General features: G+C 67.5%; 17 protein-coding genes and 1 pseudogene. 11 read left to right on the top strand and 7 right to left on the bottom strand.

Annotation, left to right across the window (positions count from 1 at the left end; translation table 11 throughout):
- Positions 1-63: 63 nt before the first annotated feature.
- Positions 64-1,181 (top strand): annotated as a pseudogene (locus OG718_RS51325) (IS630 family transposase).
- 333 nt (positions 1,182-1,514) lie between these two features.
- Here the strand turns inward: OG718_RS51325 and OG718_RS51320 are convergent.
- Positions 1,515-2,264: an SDR family NAD(P)-dependent oxidoreductase gene (locus OG718_RS51320; RefSeq protein ID WP_328847523.1), complete on the bottom strand. Its 750-nt coding sequence runs from the start codon at positions 2,262-2,264 to the stop codon at positions 1,515-1,517.
- A 127-nt stretch (positions 2,265-2,391) separates the two neighbouring features.
- Here OG718_RS51320 and OG718_RS51315 point away from each other — a divergent pair, with 127 nt between their 5' ends.
- From OG718_RS51315 to OG718_RS51305, 3 genes are all read left to right on the top strand, one after another.
- The gene (locus OG718_RS51315) at positions 2,392-2,826 is read left to right on the top strand and encodes an Rrf2 family transcriptional regulator (protein ID WP_030942118.1); all 435 of its coding nucleotides are present in this window, start codon (positions 2,392-2,394) and stop codon (positions 2,824-2,826) included.
- A 459-nt stretch (positions 2,827-3,285) separates the two neighbouring features.
- On the top strand, positions 3,286-3,492 hold the full coding sequence (locus tag OG718_RS51310; RefSeq protein ID WP_328847522.1) for a hypothetical protein: 207 nt from the start codon (positions 3,286-3,288) through the stop codon (positions 3,490-3,492).
- Positions 3,489-3,872, top strand: coding sequence for a hypothetical protein (locus OG718_RS51305; protein WP_143643719.1), 384 nt, complete (start codon positions 3,489-3,491; stop codon positions 3,870-3,872). The genes OG718_RS51310 and OG718_RS51305 overlap by 4 nt, the downstream gene beginning before the upstream one ends.
- Before the next feature lie 169 nt (positions 3,873-4,041).
- On the opposite strand, the gene OG718_RS51300 is transcribed toward OG718_RS51305, so the two are convergent.
- A complete protein-coding gene (locus OG718_RS51300; protein ID WP_328847521.1) occupies positions 4,042-4,785 on the bottom strand; it encodes a TetR/AcrR family transcriptional regulator in 744 nt (247 codons plus the stop codon).
- Between the two features lie 140 nt (positions 4,786-4,925).
- Here OG718_RS51300 and OG718_RS51295 point away from each other — a divergent pair, with 140 nt between their 5' ends.
- Both OG718_RS51295 and OG718_RS51290 read left to right on the top strand, forming a co-directional pair.
- Positions 4,926-5,882, top strand: a complete 957-nt coding sequence (locus tag OG718_RS51295; protein ID WP_143643721.1) for an ATP-binding cassette domain-containing protein — start codon at positions 4,926-4,928, stop codon at positions 5,880-5,882.
- Positions 5,883-5,892: 10 nt separating this feature from the next.
- Entirely contained in the window at positions 5,893-6,618 is a 726-nt protein-coding gene (locus tag OG718_RS51290) for an ABC transporter permease (RefSeq protein ID WP_328847986.1), read from the top strand.
- Positions 6,619-7,456: 838 nt separating this feature from the next.
- Here OG718_RS51290 and OG718_RS51285 read toward each other — a convergent pair.
- Complete coding sequence (locus OG718_RS51285; protein ID WP_328847520.1) at positions 7,457-8,227, bottom strand: methyltransferase domain-containing protein; 771 nt, start codon at positions 8,225-8,227, stop codon at positions 7,457-7,459.
- Positions 8,228-8,688: 461 nt separating this feature from the next.
- Here OG718_RS51285 and OG718_RS51280 point away from each other — a divergent pair, with 461 nt between their 5' ends.
- Positions 8,689-9,246 carry a DM13 domain-containing protein gene (locus tag OG718_RS51280; protein ID WP_328847519.1) on the top strand — a complete coding sequence of 186 codons (558 nt, stop codon included), beginning with the start codon at positions 8,689-8,691 and terminating at the stop codon, positions 9,244-9,246.
- A 200-nt stretch (positions 9,247-9,446) separates the two neighbouring features.
- On the opposite strand, the gene OG718_RS51275 is transcribed toward OG718_RS51280, so the two are convergent.
- Complete coding sequence (locus OG718_RS51275) at positions 9,447-10,016, bottom strand: GNAT family N-acetyltransferase (RefSeq protein WP_328847518.1); 570 nt, start codon at positions 10,014-10,016, stop codon at positions 9,447-9,449.
- Positions 10,017-10,185: 169 nt separating this feature from the next.
- Between OG718_RS51275 and OG718_RS51270 the strand changes: the two genes are divergently transcribed.
- On the top strand, positions 10,186-10,833 hold the full coding sequence (locus OG718_RS51270; RefSeq protein ID WP_328847517.1) for a hypothetical protein: 648 nt from the start codon (positions 10,186-10,188) through the stop codon (positions 10,831-10,833).
- A gap of 309 nt (positions 10,834-11,142) precedes the next feature.
- Here OG718_RS51270 and OG718_RS51265 read toward each other — a convergent pair whose 3' ends face one another.
- On the bottom strand, positions 11,143-11,325 hold the full coding sequence (locus tag OG718_RS51265; protein WP_143643724.1) for a hypothetical protein: 183 nt from the start codon (positions 11,323-11,325) through the stop codon (positions 11,143-11,145).
- A gap of 433 nt (positions 11,326-11,758) precedes the next feature.
- On the opposite strand from OG718_RS51265, the gene OG718_RS51260 reads away from it, so the two are divergent.
- Together OG718_RS51260 and OG718_RS51255 are read left to right on the top strand one after the other, a co-directional pair.
- Positions 11,759-12,781 (top strand): NAD(P)/FAD-dependent oxidoreductase, encoded by a 1,023-nt coding sequence (locus OG718_RS51260; RefSeq protein WP_328847516.1) that lies wholly within the window; start codon positions 11,759-11,761, stop codon positions 12,779-12,781.
- A 428-nt stretch (positions 12,782-13,209) separates the two neighbouring features.
- Positions 13,210-14,067 carry a helix-turn-helix domain-containing protein gene (locus tag OG718_RS51255; RefSeq protein ID WP_328847515.1) on the top strand — a complete coding sequence of 286 codons (858 nt, stop codon included), beginning with the start codon at positions 13,210-13,212 and terminating at the stop codon, positions 14,065-14,067.
- On the opposite strand, the gene OG718_RS51250 is transcribed toward OG718_RS51255, so the two are convergent.
- Positions 13,966-14,814 (bottom strand): hotdog domain-containing protein, encoded by an 849-nt coding sequence (locus OG718_RS51250; RefSeq protein WP_328847514.1) that lies wholly within the window; start codon positions 14,812-14,814, stop codon positions 13,966-13,968. The two genes, OG718_RS51255 and OG718_RS51250, sit on opposite strands and share 102 nt — an antisense overlap.
- Positions 14,815-15,208: 394 nt before the next feature.
- Here OG718_RS51250 and OG718_RS51245 point away from each other — a divergent pair, with 394 nt between their 5' ends.
- On the top strand, positions 15,209-15,721 hold the full coding sequence (locus tag OG718_RS51245) for a dihydrofolate reductase family protein (RefSeq protein ID WP_328847513.1): 513 nt from the start codon (positions 15,209-15,211) through the stop codon (positions 15,719-15,721).
- 39 nt (positions 15,722-15,760) lie between these two features.
- Here the strand turns inward: OG718_RS51245 and OG718_RS51240 are convergent, their stop codons facing one another.
- A complete protein-coding gene (locus OG718_RS51240) occupies positions 15,761-16,144 on the bottom strand; it encodes an ArsR/SmtB family transcription factor (protein ID WP_143643728.1) in 384 nt (127 codons plus the stop codon).
- Between the last annotated feature and the right edge of the window lie 57 nt (positions 16,145-16,201).

The raw sequence follows: 16,201 nt of genomic DNA, 5'->3' as shown, positions 1-16,201 counted from the left end.
CGCCGGTTTGGTGGTCGGGGCGGTGGATGTGGCGTGACGTCCGATCCGGCCGCTGGAGGCGCGGTGGCTGAGCCCGTCCGTGTGCGCAGACTGACCGACCAGGAGGGGCAGAAACTGCAGCAGATCGTGCGCCGGGGCAGCACCAACTCGGTGCGCTACCGGCGCGCGATGACGCTGCCGGCCTCGGCCGGCGGGAACCGCGTGCCGGTAATCGCCCAACTCGTGGCGGCCGACGAGGACACGGTGCGCGATGTGATCCACCGGTTCAACGAGATCGGCCTGGCCTGCCTGGACCCTCGGTGGGCGGGAGGCCGTCCCCGCCAACTCAGCCCTGACGACGAGGACTTCGTTGCGGCGACGGCCACCACCCGACCGGCCAAGCTCGGCCGGCCCTTCACCCGCTGGTCACTGCGCAAACTCGCCGTCTACCTACCCAAGGTTCACGGCCGGGTGATCCGCATCGGCCGCGAAACCCTGCGCTGCCTGCTGGCCCGCCGGGGCATCACTTTCCAGCGGACCAAGACCTGGAAGGAGTCCACCGACCCCGAACCCGACGCCAAGCTGGACCGCATCGAGCACATCCTGGAGCAACTCCCCGACCGGGTCTTCGCCTTCGACGAGTGCGGCCCGCTGGGAATCCGACCCACCGCAGGCTCGTGCTGGGCCGAACAGACCCGGCCCGACCGGGCGCCCGCCACCTGTCACCGCACCCACGGGGTGCGCTACTTCCACGGCTGCTACTCGGTCGGCGACCACACGTTGTGGGGCGTGAACCACCGCACGAAGGGAGCCGTGAACACGCTGGCCGCGCTGAAGTCGATCCGCGCCGCCCGGCCCGACGGCGCACCGATCTACCTGATCCTGGACAACCTGTCCGCCCATAAAGGCGCCAACATCCGACGCTAGGCGAAGAAGAGCAAGGTCGAGCTGTGCTTCACTCCGACCTACGCCTCGTGGCGAACCCGATCGAAGCCCACTTCGGACCGCTACGACAATTCACCATCGCCAACTCGCACTACCCAACCACACCGTGCAGACCCGAGCCCTGCACGCCTGCCTCCGGTCGCGCAACGCCAACGCCCACCGCCAGGCGTCCTGGCCGCCGAACGCAAGGAACGCGCCCCAATCCGCAGCGAGGGGGCATCCGCTGAGGCGGACGCCCCCTCGCCACCGCAGCCTGAACGCCCCGGCAAACCCATGCGGTCACAGCACTAGCTGATGCATCCCAGTACTCCCACCGCACCCAGTGGGGTCAAAACTCACCGACATCATCTGTCCGTCGGCAGAGCTGAGCTTCCGCCGGCTCGAAGGGGCAGGTCGCAGGGGTGGTGTGACCCGTACTCGGGGACTCGCTGGTGCTTGCTGTCCGTCTTCCGACGGTCGACCGGCGACGGACCGGTCGCGGCTCCCCCTCTTTCGCACGCACGTGAGAACCGTCCACGCACGCGCGAGTCGTCGGCGGGGCGCGCCCCGAAGGCGCGATGCCCTTCGGGGTGCGCGGCAGGGATTTCGGTTCAGGCGTTGTAGCCGCCGTGGGCGTCCAGCACGGCGCCCGTGATGTACGACGCGGCGGGGCTCGCGAGGAAGGCGATCGCCGCGGCGATTTCGTCGGGGTGCCCCATGCGTTGCAGGGACAGCGAGCTGACCAGGGCCTTGAGGGTCTCGGGGTCCGGCGGTTGCATGCCGCCCTCCATCAGTCCGGCCTCCACGACGTTGGCCGTGATGTCGCGGGGGCCGAGGTCCCGTGCGACGCCCATGGTGTACCTCTCGATCCCGGACTTGGTCGCCGAGTAGTCGGCAAGGCCGGGGGCGCCGACCCGGGAGCCCAGTCCGGAACTCACCGTGATGATGCGGCCGCCCGTGCGCAGCGCTCGGGAGGCGGCCCGGATGACGGCGATCACGCCGAGGTAGTTGGTGGCGTGCATTCGGTCCAGTGCGGCGGTGTCGACGTCCGGGTCGTCCACCGTGCGGCTCACCGAGATCGCCGCGTTGTTGACGAGGATGTCCAGGCCGCCGAAGTGCGCGACCACGTCGTCGATCAGCGCCGACGCCCGGCTCGTGTCCGCCTGGTCGGACTGGAAGGCGAAGGCCTTCGCTCCCTTGCTCTGCACCTCTTCGACGACGGCCTGCGCCTGCTTCTCGGAGCTGACATAGGTGAAGGCGACATCGGCGCCTTGCTCGGCCAGCAATCGTACGGTCGCGGCTCCCAGTCCGCGCGACCCCCCGGTGACCAGGGCGACCTTGCCCGTGAGTGGCTTGCTCATTCTTCTCACCTCGTTGATTGACCCTTTCCAACAGTCGCAACATTAATTGTTACGACAGCTTGTTGCAACTGTCGCTGTTACGACTGCGCTGTCGTAACATGGAGCGTTGCAGCCGGGAGGAGGATTCATGAGTGCCAACAGCAGGTTGACCATTGCCGCCCACGCGCTGGCCTGGATCGGGCTCTACCAGCGCCAGGGCCATGAGGTCGCCACCTCCGAGCAGATCGCGACCAGTGCGAACACCAACCCCGTGGTGATCAGGCGGCTGCTCGGCGAGCTGCGAAGGGCCGGGCTCGTGGAGTCCCGGCGGGGCGTGGGCGCAGGCTGGTCACTGGCGCGCGAGCTGGAGTCGATGACCCTGCTCGACGTGTACGAGGCAGTGGAACCCGGCCCGCTGTTCGCGATGCACCGCACCACCCCGGACCAGGGATGCGTGGTGGGTTACGGCATCCAGCCGGCGATGCAGGGCATCTACGAGGGCATCGAGGAGACCCTGAGACACGAGCTGGCCCGCGTCACGCTCGAGAACGTACTCCGGGACGTACTCGCGGCACCTCGCTAGCCTCTCCTGGCAGGCATCTGGCACCGCCTTGAGCTGCTGGACTTCGTACTCGGCGAGCGTGTCGGGGCGATGGGCGATCCAGCGGACGGACGGCATCACACAGGGGGTGTATCCGAGCGCGAGGACACATCGGTCTCGTCCCGGCCATCCAGCCACGCCGGTCACTGACCGTGTCCCGCAGGCCACCCGACGCAGCACCTCGGCTGGGCACGCGTTGAACCGCTGCCCGCGCGCCGCCTCCTGGCGCGGCGGGCTCCGGAGAGCCGGATGCGGCGTGCGCTGTCACGCCGCCGACGGTAGACGGTCGGACGCCTGCCTGCCGCTACCAGAATTCTCCACACCACTGCGGGGCTCTCGTTGGGCTTGCGGTACCGCAAGCCCAACGAGAGCCCCGCACCTCCTGTGGAGGTTTCAGAGGTCCGGTACCCCGTTCGGTACCGGGCGGGGTACCTTGGGTCCATGCCTGCACTCAATGTGGAATTCAGCGAAGAAGAGATGGCGCGGCTGCGTGAGCGGGCGGCTCTGACGGGCCGGAGTCTGAAGCAGCACGTGCACGATGTGACGGTGGAGGAAGCCGACCGGCTGGCCTTCGTGGAAGGAGCAGTCGCTGAAGCCGCCCGGGTGCTGCCCGGTGTCGAGGCCCGCTTCCCCGCGGGACAGCGGTGAGCCCGATCATTCGCGTCGACGTCGGCTGGGTCCTGCAGATCCAGTCCGCGATCTCCCCGCTGAACGTACCCATCGCGGACTGGGGCGCCCTGGGGTTCATGGCCGACCGCCACACGTTCGAACGGGAACGCGGCGTCCCGTACTACGAGGAACCCGCCGCGCGAGCCGCCACCTTCCTGCACACCGCGCTGCTGCTGCGCCCCTTCACCGACTACAACCTGGTCATCGGCTGGGCCTGCACCAGCCAGTACATGCACGTCTCCGGCCAGCCCTTCCAAGCCAAAGACGACGACCTGTACGAACTCGCCCAGGCGGTCCGTGCCCAGGAAGCCGACCTGCGCGCTGTAGCGCAACGTCTGGAGGCTTGGCGCACCGGGTAAGCCCGTAGAAGCGGTCACGGGCTGGGCGATGGACTGCGGGTTGGGCACGGGCCATCACCTGCTTTCACGGCTGACTGCGCGGTGACCTCGCAGCCGGTAGAGCGACGGACTCCTCCTCGATGTGCTCGAAGGCGAGCTGGACGACGGGAGTTGACCAAGGTGTGCGACATCAGCGTCGCGACTCGACCAGGACCTCGATCCCGTCGAGCACCCGGTCGAGCCCGAAGTCGAAGTCGGTGTCGGGCTCATCCCCGTACTCGAACACGCCCGAGCCGAGGAGCCGCGTGATGGCGGGATGTCGCTCGGCATCGGTGAGCGCTCCGAGCGCCGCCGCATAGCGCCGCAGCGACTCGTCGGGCGCGACCTCTCTGGCTCGCAACCCCGCCTCCAGGTCGGACATCAGCACGGATTCATTCCGTACGTAGCCGCCCACCAGCATCAGCACGGAGAGCTTCTCCTCCTCGCGCAACCCGGTGCCGTCCAGCCCCGCGAGCGCTGCCTCCATCCAGGCCAGGGAATTGGGGCCGATGGGCGGTCCCGAGGTCGGGATGCGCAGCAGCCACAGGTTCTGGCGGAAGACCGCCCGCTGGGCCCGCGCCCACCACACGAGGCTCTCGCGCCACCCGGTGCCGGCAGGCGGCGCCTCGGGCGGCGCGCCTACGGCCGCCTCCTGCATCAGGACATAGAGCTCGTCCTTGGCTCCGACATAGCGGTAGAGCGACATGGTCGAGACGCCGAGCTCCTTGGCGACCCGCCCCATGGACACCGCGCCGAGCCCCTCGGCGGCCGCGATCCGGACCGCGGCGTCCACGATCCGGTCGAGACTCAGCCCGGGCCGCGGCCCCTTCGCGGGACGTTCGCGCAGGCCCCAGGCCACTTCGAGGCTCGCGGGCAGCCCAGTCCCGCTCTCCATGTCCGCCACGTACGCCTCTCTCGTCACCTTCGCTGCGATCCGATCTCCGCCCCCGGCTTGACGCACATCCTAGTTCTGCGTAACCCTTACACAGTAATGCGTATGAGATACGCAGTTAAGCGGAGCGGAGATGAGGGGCGATGCGAGAGCACCCGTCCGATGCACACCCGGCCATCGAGGCCACCGGCCTGACCAAGTCCTACGGCGACCTTCAGGTCCTGCGCGGCGTGGACCTCGCCGTCCCGCGTGGCGCCGTCCACGCACTGCTCGGCCCCAACGGCGCGGGCAAAACCACCGCCGTACGCATCCTGGCCACGCTCTCGACCGCCGACGCGGGCACGGCCCGGGTGGCCGGCCACGACATCCGCACCGCGCGCTCCAAGGTCCGTCGGGCGATCAGCCTGACCGGACAGTTCGCGGCGGTCGACGAGATGCAGACGGGCACCGAGAACCTGCGGATGATGACCCGCCTGGCCCGCCACAGCCGCGCGGTCGCCCGCACGAGGGCGGCGGAACTCCTCGACCGGTTCGACCTCACCGACGCGGCCGACCGCCTGGTGAAGACGTACTCCGGAGGCATGCGCCGCCGCCTGGACCTGGCCGCGTCCCTGGTCGGCGACCCCGAGGTGATCTTCCTCGACGAGCCGACCACGGGCCTGGACCCACGCAGCCGCGCCGCCCTCTGGGACGTCGTACGCGAACTGTCGGCCCAAGGCACCACGGTCTTCCTGACCACTCAATACCTGGAAGAGGCCGACCGGTTGGCGGACCGCATCGCGGTACTCGACAAGGGCTCCCTGGTCGCCGAAGGCACCTCGGCCGAACTGAAGCAACGCGTCGCCGGCCACCGCCTCGACCTGGTCCTCGCCGACTCGGCGAGCTACCTGCACCTGGCACCCCGGGCGACCTACACCGACCCCGACACCCGCACTCTTGGCATCCCCACCGACGGCTCGGCCGCCCACATCCGCGCCCTGCTGGACCTGCTGGACCCCACCCGCACTGCCATCTCGAGCTTCTCCGTCCACACAGCGACCCTCGACGACGTCTTCCTCGAACTCACCCGATCCCCCGCCGCGGAGCCCGCCCGTGTCTGACGCCCTGATCATGACCGGCCGCTCGCTGCGCCTGAGCCGCCGCAACATAGACGCCCTCATCACCTCGATGGCCCTTCCGGTGATGATCCTTCTGATTTTCGTCTACTTCTTCGGCGGTGCGATCAACACCGGTACCCAGTACGTCACTTACGTCGTCCCCGGCGTCCTCCTTCTCTGCGCGGGCTTCGGCTCGGCCAACACCGCGATGGCGGTGACGGAGGACCTCAAGGGCGGCATCATCGACCGCTTCCGCTCCCTGGACATCGGCGGCACGCCGATCCTCACCGGCCACGTCCTGGCCTCGGCGGCCCGCAATCTGGTGGCAACCGCCCTGGTCCTCTGCCTCGCCTTCGCCATCGGCTTCCGCCCCTCGGCCACCCTCTCGGGCTGGCTGGCGGCAACCGCCATCCTCCTGGCCTACATCCTCGCCCTGTCCTGGTTCTCGGCCGCGATCGGCCTCTTCGTCAAGTCACCCGAAGCGGCAGGCGGCTACACCTTCTTCGTCAGCTTCCTCCCGTACCCCAGCAGTGCCTTCGTCCCGACCGACACGATGCCCGGCTGGCTCCAGGGCTTCGCGGCACATCAGCCGGTGACCAAGGTGATCGAGGCGCTTCGGGGGCTGCTGCTCGGGCAGCCGGTGGGAGCCACTCCATGGGTGGCGCTGGCCTGGTGTGCGGGGATCCTGGTGGTTTCGGTAGGGACTTCGGGGGTTTTGTTCAGGAGGCGAACGGTGTGAGAGGGCGGTACATGAGCTGATGCCCGTTCACTGGACGGCTATGGCCGGGACTCTGGGTGAACAACCCCGGCTCGGACTCCACCAGGATCGTGGCGGCACTGCCCGCGCTGACGAAATCCGGTGCGGCGACAGAGGGAAGAGCGAGCGCGTCAGGGCTGGGCTCAAGGACGGTGTCGTCGGCGGAGACGGTGGTCCGTGGCCGGCCGACCGCGTGATCGATATGGCCATCCGCCTTGTGGTCGTACCCGGGTGTGGAGCGAGCCTGCCGCCCTCGCCGTCCGTGCCGGGGTGCACGCAGAGCGCCTCAACGGCACTCAGATGCGCGCCCACGAAGGAGGAGGCCTGCACGGCACCCGCAAGGTGAAGGCCGAACACCAGGCAGATCCGGCCTGGGCATCGGCTCTCGACCTTGTTGGGGCCGTCCGCGGCTTGACGGCATACGCCGGCTCCTCGTCCATCACCAGGACCTCCGGCAGAAGTCGACCATCATCCGGCGGCGGGTGAAGAACGAGCGGCCCAACCACACCGGCTACCCCTGCCCTTCGCCTCACTCTGGTCACTCTGAGCGCCCGCGCGCGCTACCGGCGCCGACGCGACCACGGCGATTGGCACACCGCCAGCCAGAGACGCCTCTTCAACCGCATGATTGGTCAGCTCTGCCACTGTCTCCAGCAGTGGCGGAGCTATTCGACAAACACACCTCGTTCCCCACCGCAGCTTGACTCGTTGGCATGGCGAGGTGTTTGTCTTCAGGTGAGAACACAGCGGAGTCCCCCGCCCAGGAACCCTGTTCGACCCCACAGCCCCGCCGATCGGCAAGAGGTGGCTTTCTGAAGGGTCAAGCCCTCTTTTCGAAGACGAGCACCTCCGTGGTAGCGACGCCCATGGGCGCCAGGAAGCTGGCCTCCAGGCCACAGCCGAAGGTCGCGAAAAGGTCCACACATGTCCGACGAGGCATGGCGGCTGGATAGGAGCCGTGCCCCGCGCCGCCCTGTGTCGCCCAGGCACCCACCGCGGCCGGGCCCAGGCAGGTCTCCGTCATTGCGTCGAAGACGATCCGACCACCAGGTCGCGTGACACGTGCCATCTCGAAGAAGTAGCGGGAGGCGCAGAGGAAGGTCACGGTGTTGAAGACCTTATGAGCCTGAACGAGGTCGATGCTGCCGTCGGGTGTCGGGGCGAGACTGCATCCGGCGGTCGGTTGGGCGACCACGCTGAACGTGTCCACCAGATAGTTGGCCCAGGGCGCTGCCGTCTCGTAGATCTCGTAGCGGTCTGGTGAACACTCCTTCAGCGTCTTCTCCAGGTACCGTCCGGACCCGGGGCCGATCTCCAGCACAGTGTTCGGGTTGGCAGCGAAGACGCCGAGAGCCCGTAGTTCATCGATGGTGGCCTGGGTGGCTCCGGGCGTCCCGTTCATGACCTCGTCGATGTGGTCACCGACCGACAGACCGGCCGCCTGTGCAGCCCGCATCGTTGCCTCGAACGGAATGAAGTCGTCGACGCCCCCCAGGTTGTTGGTGCTGCGCACGATGTCGAATCCAGCACGTCCCAAGAGACGCTTGACCCCCGACTTCAATGCTGACGTTCCCCCGCCTACTGCCCTCATCAGGCATACCCCCCAGATCGTCTCAACTCACGGTGTCAGCATAAGATCGCGGACGCAGACGCGCAGGGGGAAGACGAATTCGCTCCGCTGCTGGGGAGGGTCGGTACACGATCCCGGGCCTCCCACCCAACATGCGCCTTCCTGGTAAGGCTGCTTGTCGCTCTTCACGGCCGACGCGGGAGTCACATGGGACCCGATGAACCCGGCACCGCCGGTGACCAGTACACGCATGCGCCCACGCCAGGACGCCACACCCGCCGTACCGTCGGCCGCGCCCACCACGTCCAGAAGTCCGTCAGGGAACAAGACACCAGACGCGATCTGCCGGGGCGCCATGCCCGCACGCGTCCCCGTGCCGTGATGTAAGGATTTCGTCATCGGCCAACCCAGCCCGGACGGCCCTCTTTTCCGTTGAATGGAGGGAGTGACGAGGTGATTCCCGGAACGGAAAGAGGAGCGGCATGGGGCGCGTGCGGGTGGGGCCGTTGGCCATCGGGGTGCTGGTCGCGGTGGTCGTAGGGGTAGGCGCCGGGCTGTTCTGGTTCCAGCCGTGGAAGCTCTGGCAGGACGAGACGGTGACGGAGGCTCTGCCCGGCGTCGAAGAGCCCTCCCGGGCCCCGGAGGCGAAGCCCGCGACAACGGCCTCCCCGTCGGTGCCGCCCGGGCCCGTGACACTGGCGAGTGGTGAGCTGATCAGCCATGAGCACACGACATCGGGCACGGTGAAGCTCGTACGTCTGGCTGATGGCTCCCACGTCGTGCGACTGGAGAGCCTTGACACCAGCAACGGGCCGGACTTGCGTGTGTGGCTGACCGACGCGCCGGTGAAGCCGGGGCGGGCCGGCTGGCACGTCTTCGACGACGGCGAGTACGTCGGCCTCGGCAAGCTCAAAGGCAACAAAGGCAGTCAGAACTACGCCCTGCCGGAAGACGCCGATCCGTCCCGCTACAACAGCGTCAGCATCTGGTGCGACCGCTTCAACGTCTCCTTCGGCGCCGCCGAACTCATCCGTGGCTGAACGAAGTCCACGATGACGCCGGGAGCCGGCCTTGGACCCTGGAAGGCGCTGGTCTGATGACGCGCCACCTCATCCGCCAGAACAACGACGTGGTGCGCGATTGAGGTTGGCCCAGTACTCCTGGCTCGGACTCCAGAGAGCACCTACTCCGCCGGTAGGTTTCGAAGGGGCACTGGCGGCGGCGTACGGCGAGGTCACGCTCAGCGATGCGCTGGCGCCCGTGTCGACGCCGGGACTGTGGCGGGCCAGGTGTACTCGAACTCGGGAAGCTCGAATCCCTGGTCGAAGCGGCAGATGCGGGACGCGGTACGGCGGCCTCCGTGGCGTTCGTAGAACGCGACCGCGCGGGTGTTGCCCTGCAGGACCTCCAGGTAGACGTCTTGGCCGGGGTGCGCGGTGGCCGCCCAGTCCAGGGCATGCTCGAGAAGCCGACTGCCCAGCCCGCGCCCGGTATCGCCGGGACGTGCATGCAGGTTGTCGAGCAGAACCCGGCCGTCCGGCTGCGGTTCGAGGTAGACAAAGCCGAGCAGCACGCTGGTTTCCATGGCCAGGAACAGTGCCGCGCCCGGGACGGGCTCGGCCAGCCGCGCCTGCCACACTTGTTGGCGTTCGACGAGTAGCGGGCCGTCCAGGTACTGCGCAGGGAACAGGGTCGCGTAGGCCCTTCGCCAGCTTGCCGTATGCAGCTCGGCGACAGCATCGGCATCGGTGGCCACGGCGGTTGTGATCTCCATGGCCGCATTCTCGCGGCCGACCCGGTTGACGTCCATGAACTCCCGCACGCCGCCCTCGCCCTGTTGTCCTGGACTTCTTCCTCGTGCCCGGCAAGCCCTGCGTTCTCCAATCACCGAGTCACTCGGACTGACTGAGGACGGCAAGGGTCTTACGGAACTCTTACGCGGCCGTTCCGGACGACCTCACGCACCTACGCTCGCAGGCATGTCGACCATCCGACGCATGGCCCTCGTCACCGCTGCCCCACTGGTCCTCGCTGCGGCGGGCATCGCGCATCCGCACGGGCTGTCCAGATCGACGGCCGCGGACTGGGCGCAGCTGCACATCGCACTGTTGCCGGTCTTTCCGCTGCTCACGGTCGGCATCCTGGTTCCTTTGTGGCATCGGCCCCGACTCGGCCTCGCGGGCTTCGCCACCGTGGTGGCCTGGGCTGGTGCCTTCGTCTACGCGGCCTTCTACACAGGCCTCGACGCGGTCGCCGGCATCGCGGCCGGAACCGCGGTCGAGCACGCCGACGCGACAGCGAGCCTCGGACCGGTCAAGCGCCCGCTCTACGACACGGGTGAGGCGCTGGGGCAGGCCGGCGCCTACGCTCTCATCGGCGCCATCGTGGCCACCGCGGTCGCGCTGCTCGCGAAACACGGCGCCCGAGTTCTTCCCGGCACGGCGGTGCTCCTGGCGGCGGGCTGGTCCTTCGTCGACAGCCACATCTTCTGGCCACGCGGTGTTTGGACGATGCTCGGCTTCGCCCTGGGCTTCGCTCTGCTCGCCTGGGGGACCGCGGGGCGCGAACGCTTCGGCGAGGCCCACATGCGGCCCCGTCCAGCGGGCGATCACGAAACCGGAGAGTGACGGTGCCGCATCCCTTGCCGAACAGGTGCAGGACATCTACCGATCCGGCCTCGTGGAGGACAAGGCAACCGCCGGGACCGAGCCCCGGCTGCGGCGGCCTACGACATGACCCTGCTGCACAGTCGTCGCCTCGGCGCCACAAAAAGCGGGCGCACCTGTCCTCGGCTGGATCGCCGCTCCACGCGTCTTCGATCACTGCATGAAGTCGATGCGACCAGGGGCATTTCGCAGGTCACTACCGTGTGGCAGCCGCTGATCCTGCGCCCCGGGCCACTGGCGTTGGCTGCCGGTGACTCTCGACGGTCTGTGTCAGCTGTCGTCCAGGACGCCAAGGGCGTGATCTGCTCTGGCGGCGGAACGGACTGGCTGGTCGGCCAGGGCAACAGTCGCCGTGGCTCGGACGGCTGCGGTCGCCAGGTACCCGCAGCCGATGACACTCAGTGGACTCGGTGCCGTGGGCTTGTGGTTGTCGCGATCGTTGGGCCTGCTCATGCTCGACTCCTCGTGGTTGTGCCACGCCATTCGGGCCGGTGGCGAGAGGCCAGGCTTGCCGGTTCAGGAGCCTGAGTGGAGTCGGTTGGTCATCGTGTCAACCCCTCGTAAGAACTGGTCCGTACACCTCCCGCTTCAACCACGTTGAACCGTACTTGCACAGCTCACCGTGCACCGGGCCCGCGTAAACGAGCCCCAATCTCTGGCTCTGAACGGTTTCTCTGGCCCCAGGGGAACGAGTCCGGTGGCCCCAGGGACTCGATCGGGAAATGAGTGTTCGTGAGAAGTGGCCCCAGGAGCAGTCTTGTGGTGGGAGCATCGTTGTGCTTCCGACAGTCAGGGGGCCTGGAGTCAGGGGCCTGGATAGACGGCCGAGTGTCCCGCGTCTGAATCTCGTTTACGGGCGGACGCTGCGGACGTTACGGTCGTGAACATGTTGAGCCCACCGGTGAGTACGGACTTGATCGTCGTCGGCTCCGGCATTGTCGGCGCATCGGTGGCATATCACGCCGCCCGGACGGGCGCCAACGTGACGTTGGTCGACGCTGGGCGGCCAGGCGCCGGCGTGACGGCGGACTCCTTCGCCTGGGTCGGATCGTCCGGCGTGCGTAAAGGTCCAGCCGCCGGGCTGCGGACCACCGCGACGGCGGAGTATCACCGGCTCGGGGCCGAGTTGCCGGGACTCCCGGTGACCTGGTCCGGCTCTCTGAGCTGGACCAGGGAGGACTGTGCGCCGGACGCCGGACCCGAGCAGACGATCGTGGACGCGACCACTGTGGCGACGCTCGAACCCAACCTTCGGCAGCCGCCGGAGTGGGCTGTCTGGGCGCCAGGTGACGGCGCTGTCGACTCAGTGGGCGTGACCGAGCGGCTGGTCGCGGCCGCTCGCACCCATGGAGCCCGGGTACATCTGGACACGCCGGTTACCGCGGTCCGCCGGGATGCAGCAGGCAGGATTGCCGGGGTTGATACGACAGCAGGCCTCCTCTCCGGTGCGACGGTGGTGCTGGCGGCCGGAGTTGCCACGGCCGCGCTGGGCGCGCCGCTCGGCGTGCACGTCCCGGTCGAACCGTCGCCGAGCCCGCTGTTCCGGCTCAGCGCCCCGGCCGGTCTGGTCCGCACCGTGGTCAACACCGAGGACTTCGATCTTCGGCAGGTCGCCGCGGACCGGCTCATTGCCGCCGCGGACTCGCCCGAACGAACCCTTGCGGCCGTCCGGTCCACCTTCCATGGCTCCGAGAGCGTCGAGCTGCTCAGCACCCGACTCGGAGTGCGCCCCATGCCGGCCGACGGTGAGCCGATCGTCGGCCCGGTCGCCGAAGTCCCCGGCCTCTACTTGGCAGTGATGCACTCGGCGGTCACGCTCGCCGCGGCCGTGGGCCGCCTGGTCGCACGAGAGTTGGTCGACGGAACCGTTGAGTCGGCTCTGTCGGGTTGCCGCCCGGATCGCTTCTAACGATCCCGAAGTGGTGGGCGATCCCTGCCTGAATCGCCGCGAGCAGTCGCTGTTCTGGCCCGACAGCCTCCTGGGACTGGCAGCCATCACGTCAGTGGCAACGGAAGGCCGAACGCGCCAACATCACCAGCAGAGTCACGGCATTGGCTTTGACCACAGCAATGCTGGAGAGAACATAGAGTCAACAGGATTCGGGAAACCAAAGAGGAGTGGGTCGGTCGACGATGTACGGCACGGGCGCGGAGGTCGCTGACTCGCGTGGAGGGTTCTCGCTCGACTCCACCGTCCCTGGCACCGTACCGCGAGGTTTCGATGCCTTCCGGCACGGGTGGCAGACGCAGGTCGGCGACGGCTTCCCCCTGCCGACCTTCAGCCCGGCCACGACCGGTGATTTCCGTGTCCGAACTCGCGTGGCGAAGGTGCACGACGTGGCGATCACCGATCTCGACAGCGCGTCCGTCATCCGAACGGCAGGCACCCCGTACGGTTACGAAGATCAGGTACGGATGTACGTGGTGCGGCGCGGCACATGGACCTTGGGAGGCTCGCCCGATCGTGACGAATACACCGTTTCGGCAGGGCAGTTCCTCCTGCGACACGGGCCACCGTTGCACTTCGGAACAGCGCCGGACACCACAGTCAAAATTCTCACGCTGCCCTCCTCGATGCTTGAACCACGGCTCAGAAACAAGAGCATCACCGAGTCGGCGGACTCGGCCGAGATGCGCCTGCTGACGGCCCACACGAACATGGTCCATGCGACCGGGGCTGACCTCGGTCCAGCCGGCGTGCGCGCCGCGCACAGCGCCCTCATAGAACTGGCCAAGGCAGTGGCGACGGGTCGGTTCGACGATGCTGAGCCCCTGCTGAGCCCCGCGCTCACCCAGGCAGCGAAGGTCCTGGCGGACCGTCGTCTCACCGATCCCGAGCTCTCCCCCGCGATGCTGGCACGTGAACTCAACGTCTCCGTGCGTACCCTCCAACGAGCGTTCACCCTGGTGGGAGAGTCGGTAGCCACCTACATCCGCCACCGCCGACTGGAAGAGGCCCGGCGCGCCCTCACCGCCCCGTCCCACCGTCCGACTGTCTCCGAACTCGCCGCGCACTGGCAATTCTCCGACAGCAGCCACTTCATTCGCGCCTTCAAGAAACGCTACGGCCAGACGCCCACTCAGTACGCTCTCTCAACTGGGGCCACCCGGAGCCAGCGACCTGGCGGACAGCTCACCACGTGTCCCGACGGCATCGGCGACACCCAAGCACGTGCCCTCGAGGAAGATTCCTAGTTCATAGTGCACGGAATCGGTATCGAAAGCAGCGACGAGAATCCCGATCTCGTAATCTCCGGGATAGGTGACTTCGCTGACGTAGTTGATTCGATATGACGACGGTGACAGGTCGGACAACAGATCTCCCTTGCCCACGCCAAGTGCCGCCGACGTAAACGCCGCGACAGCCTCGTCGTACCAGGTGGCCAGGGCGATGAAATTGACATGCTGATTGGAGTCGACGTCGCATATCCGCGCGCGCAACGGCGTGAAATACGCGTAGTGGTCACGCTCATGGCGCTCGGCATCCGGACGGTTCACGACCGTCGTGCTCGAATCCGGCATTTGCAAGGCGGTGAGGTCCGCGATCAGCTCGTCCGGAAGCGCCAGCGGTCCTGCGGTGCCGAGTAGCAGGACTGTGGCTTCGCCGGATCCTACGCGCTTGTTGTCGGCAAACACCTCGTGCTCGAAAGTGAATGATGACCGGCCGATGCGCCGAACACCGGTGTGCACCTGCGCGTTGGTGTCCTCGCGGTGGGCAGGTGCCAGCAGTTCGACGCTTTGGCTGACCAACACGATCTGGAAGGGGTCGAACTCACCGGCGCCCACGAGTCGTTCGAACCGGGGCAGTTCCACTCGTAGCCGGGCGTCCTCCAGCCAGCGCGCCATCCCGATCGTACTTACACAGCCGTTCCGGCCGAGATCTCCTTGTCGCACTTGAATGTCAGCCTTGGCCTGAAACGCGGGGTCACTGATATGAGTCATGAACAAGGACCTTAACAACACGTACGCGTGACGTAGATGTTCCATAGGGTTGGCGCGTATGTGCAAGTGTGCGCCAAGGCGCCTTCCCTAAGGTTCGAAGGCAAGCAAAGCGTTGATGCGGGGCCCGTCATGGATCGCAACCAATTCCGACATCGTGTAAGCACCAGCGAAAATTCCTGCATTCCGGCAGCAGAGGTCGAGCCGACGATTGCCAATGTGGTGCGTCAAGGCTTGAGTTGACGTTCCGTGGTGCGATCAGACCGCTGCGTGCGTCCGACCGGAGTCCTTGTGAACCGGGGCGCGGCCACGCTGCGGTTGGCGAGCGGGGCGGCCAGACGGCTCTTCCCGACCCGCCGCAGGGCAGCGGTGACCGAGCCGCCGATCAGCAGAACCAGTGCGGACGGCGGCCGAAGCAGTCCGCACTCAGCTGAACGTGGTCACCGGCGAGTTGGAACGGTACTTCCCCCAGGTCAACACCACGCCGCTGCATTCCGCGACGAACATCACCGCGTTCGCGAACTTCCCGGCGACTCAGCGAGCGCTCTCCAACATCCCGATGACGTGCGAGCACAACCGGACACTGGCGTGGCCCGGCACCGAGGCGCCCGCCCTGGAGTCGGTACGGGCTCCGTCGGTCTTCACCTTCGTCACCGACGGCGTCCACAGCGCGGTGGCCCAGGCGAAGGCTGCGGCGGGCGGCAAGGCGGTCGCCGTGCACGGCGCGAGCGTGACTCAGCAGTGCCTCGCGGCCGGGCTGTTGGACGAGGTCCAGATCCATCTGGCTCCGGTCCTGCTCAGTGGCGGCACTCGGCTGTTCGAGCATCTGGGCGGGCAGTACCGGCTGGAGCGTACGAGGGTGATCGAGACTCCGAACGCCACCCATCTGCGGTTCAAGGTGATCCGCTGACCGGGCCGGTGTCTGCGGCTCGAGGTTCTCGACCACCTCTTACAGACCGGCCGGTGCCTCTTCGGTGGCTGCGGAGTTGTCGCGGATTCCCATACGCAGGTGTTCGACGTGGTAGAGCGCCTGGTCGAGGAGTTCGGCGACGTGGTTGTCGTAGAGGGCGTAGATGATCGAGCGGCCGTGGCGTTCGCCGGTGACCAGGCCGAGGTTGCGCAGCAGGCGGAGTTGGTGGGAGCAGGCGGAGGCTTCCATGCCGACAGCGTCGGCCAGGTCACTGACGGAGCAGGGGCCTTCCTGGAGGCGGGCCAGGATGTGGAGCCGGGATGGGGTGGCGAGGGCCTGGAGGGTGGCGGCGACGTCCGCGGTGCCGACGGCGTCGAGGCGTTCGCGGGTGGTGGCGCTGCTGGCGTCGGTTCCGTGGCCCATGGGTGCATCATACCGGTGACACATGAAGACCTGTTCAGATGTTCCTGTATGGTGGGC

This window comes from Streptomyces sp. NBC_00258, assembly GCF_036182465.1.
Lineage (GTDB): Bacteria > Actinomycetota > Actinomycetes > Streptomycetales > Streptomycetaceae > Streptomyces.
The sequence above is the reverse complement of the archived record's forward strand: the minus strand, read 5'-3'. Positions and strand labels throughout refer to the sequence as shown.

What these genes read in the sequence shown, in the direction of transcription:
- OG718_RS51280 (WP_328847519.1), top strand. Translation starts at nt 8,689, where the DNA reads ATGGGGCGCGTGCGGGTGGGGCCGTTGGCCATCGGGGTGCTGGTCGCG.
- OG718_RS51315 (WP_030942118.1), top strand. Translation starts at nt 2,392, where the DNA reads ATGAGTGCCAACAGCAGGTTGACCATTGCCGCCCACGCGCTGGCCTGG.
- OG718_RS51270 (WP_328847517.1), top strand. Translation starts at nt 10,186, where the DNA reads ATGTCGACCATCCGACGCATGGCCCTCGTCACCGCTGCCCCACTGGTC.
- OG718_RS51320 (WP_328847523.1), bottom strand. Translation starts at nt 2,264, where the DNA reads ATGAGCAAGCCACTCACGGGCAAGGTCGCCCTGGTCACCGGGGGGTCG.
- OG718_RS51290 (WP_328847986.1), top strand. Translation starts at nt 5,893, where the DNA reads ATGACCGGCCGCTCGCTGCGCCTGAGCCGCCGCAACATAGACGCCCTC.
- OG718_RS51295 (WP_143643721.1), top strand. Translation starts at nt 4,926, where the DNA reads ATGCGAGAGCACCCGTCCGATGCACACCCGGCCATCGAGGCCACCGGC.
- OG718_RS51265 (WP_143643724.1), bottom strand. Translation starts at nt 11,325, where the DNA reads ATGAGCAGGCCCAACGATCGCGACAACCACAAGCCCACGGCACCGAGT.
- OG718_RS51310 (WP_328847522.1), top strand. Translation starts at nt 3,286, where the DNA reads ATGCCTGCACTCAATGTGGAATTCAGCGAAGAAGAGATGGCGCGGCTG.
- OG718_RS51300 (WP_328847521.1), bottom strand. Translation starts at nt 4,785, where the DNA reads ATGGAGAGCGGGACTGGGCTGCCCGCGAGCCTCGAAGTGGCCTGGGGC.
- OG718_RS51285 (WP_328847520.1), bottom strand. Translation starts at nt 8,227, where the DNA reads ATGAGGGCAGTAGGCGGGGGAACGTCAGCATTGAAGTCGGGGGTCAAG.
- OG718_RS51240 (WP_143643728.1), bottom strand. Translation starts at nt 16,144, where the DNA reads ATGGGCCACGGAACCGACGCCAGCAGCGCCACCACCCGCGAACGCCTC.
- OG718_RS51250 (WP_328847514.1), bottom strand. Translation starts at nt 14,814, where the DNA reads ATGACTCATATCAGTGACCCCGCGTTTCAGGCCAAGGCTGACATTCAA.
- OG718_RS51260 (WP_328847516.1), top strand. Translation starts at nt 11,759, where the DNA reads ATGTTGAGCCCACCGGTGAGTACGGACTTGATCGTCGTCGGCTCCGGC.
- OG718_RS51275 (WP_328847518.1), bottom strand. Translation starts at nt 10,016, where the DNA reads ATGGACGTCAACCGGGTCGGCCGCGAGAATGCGGCCATGGAGATCACA.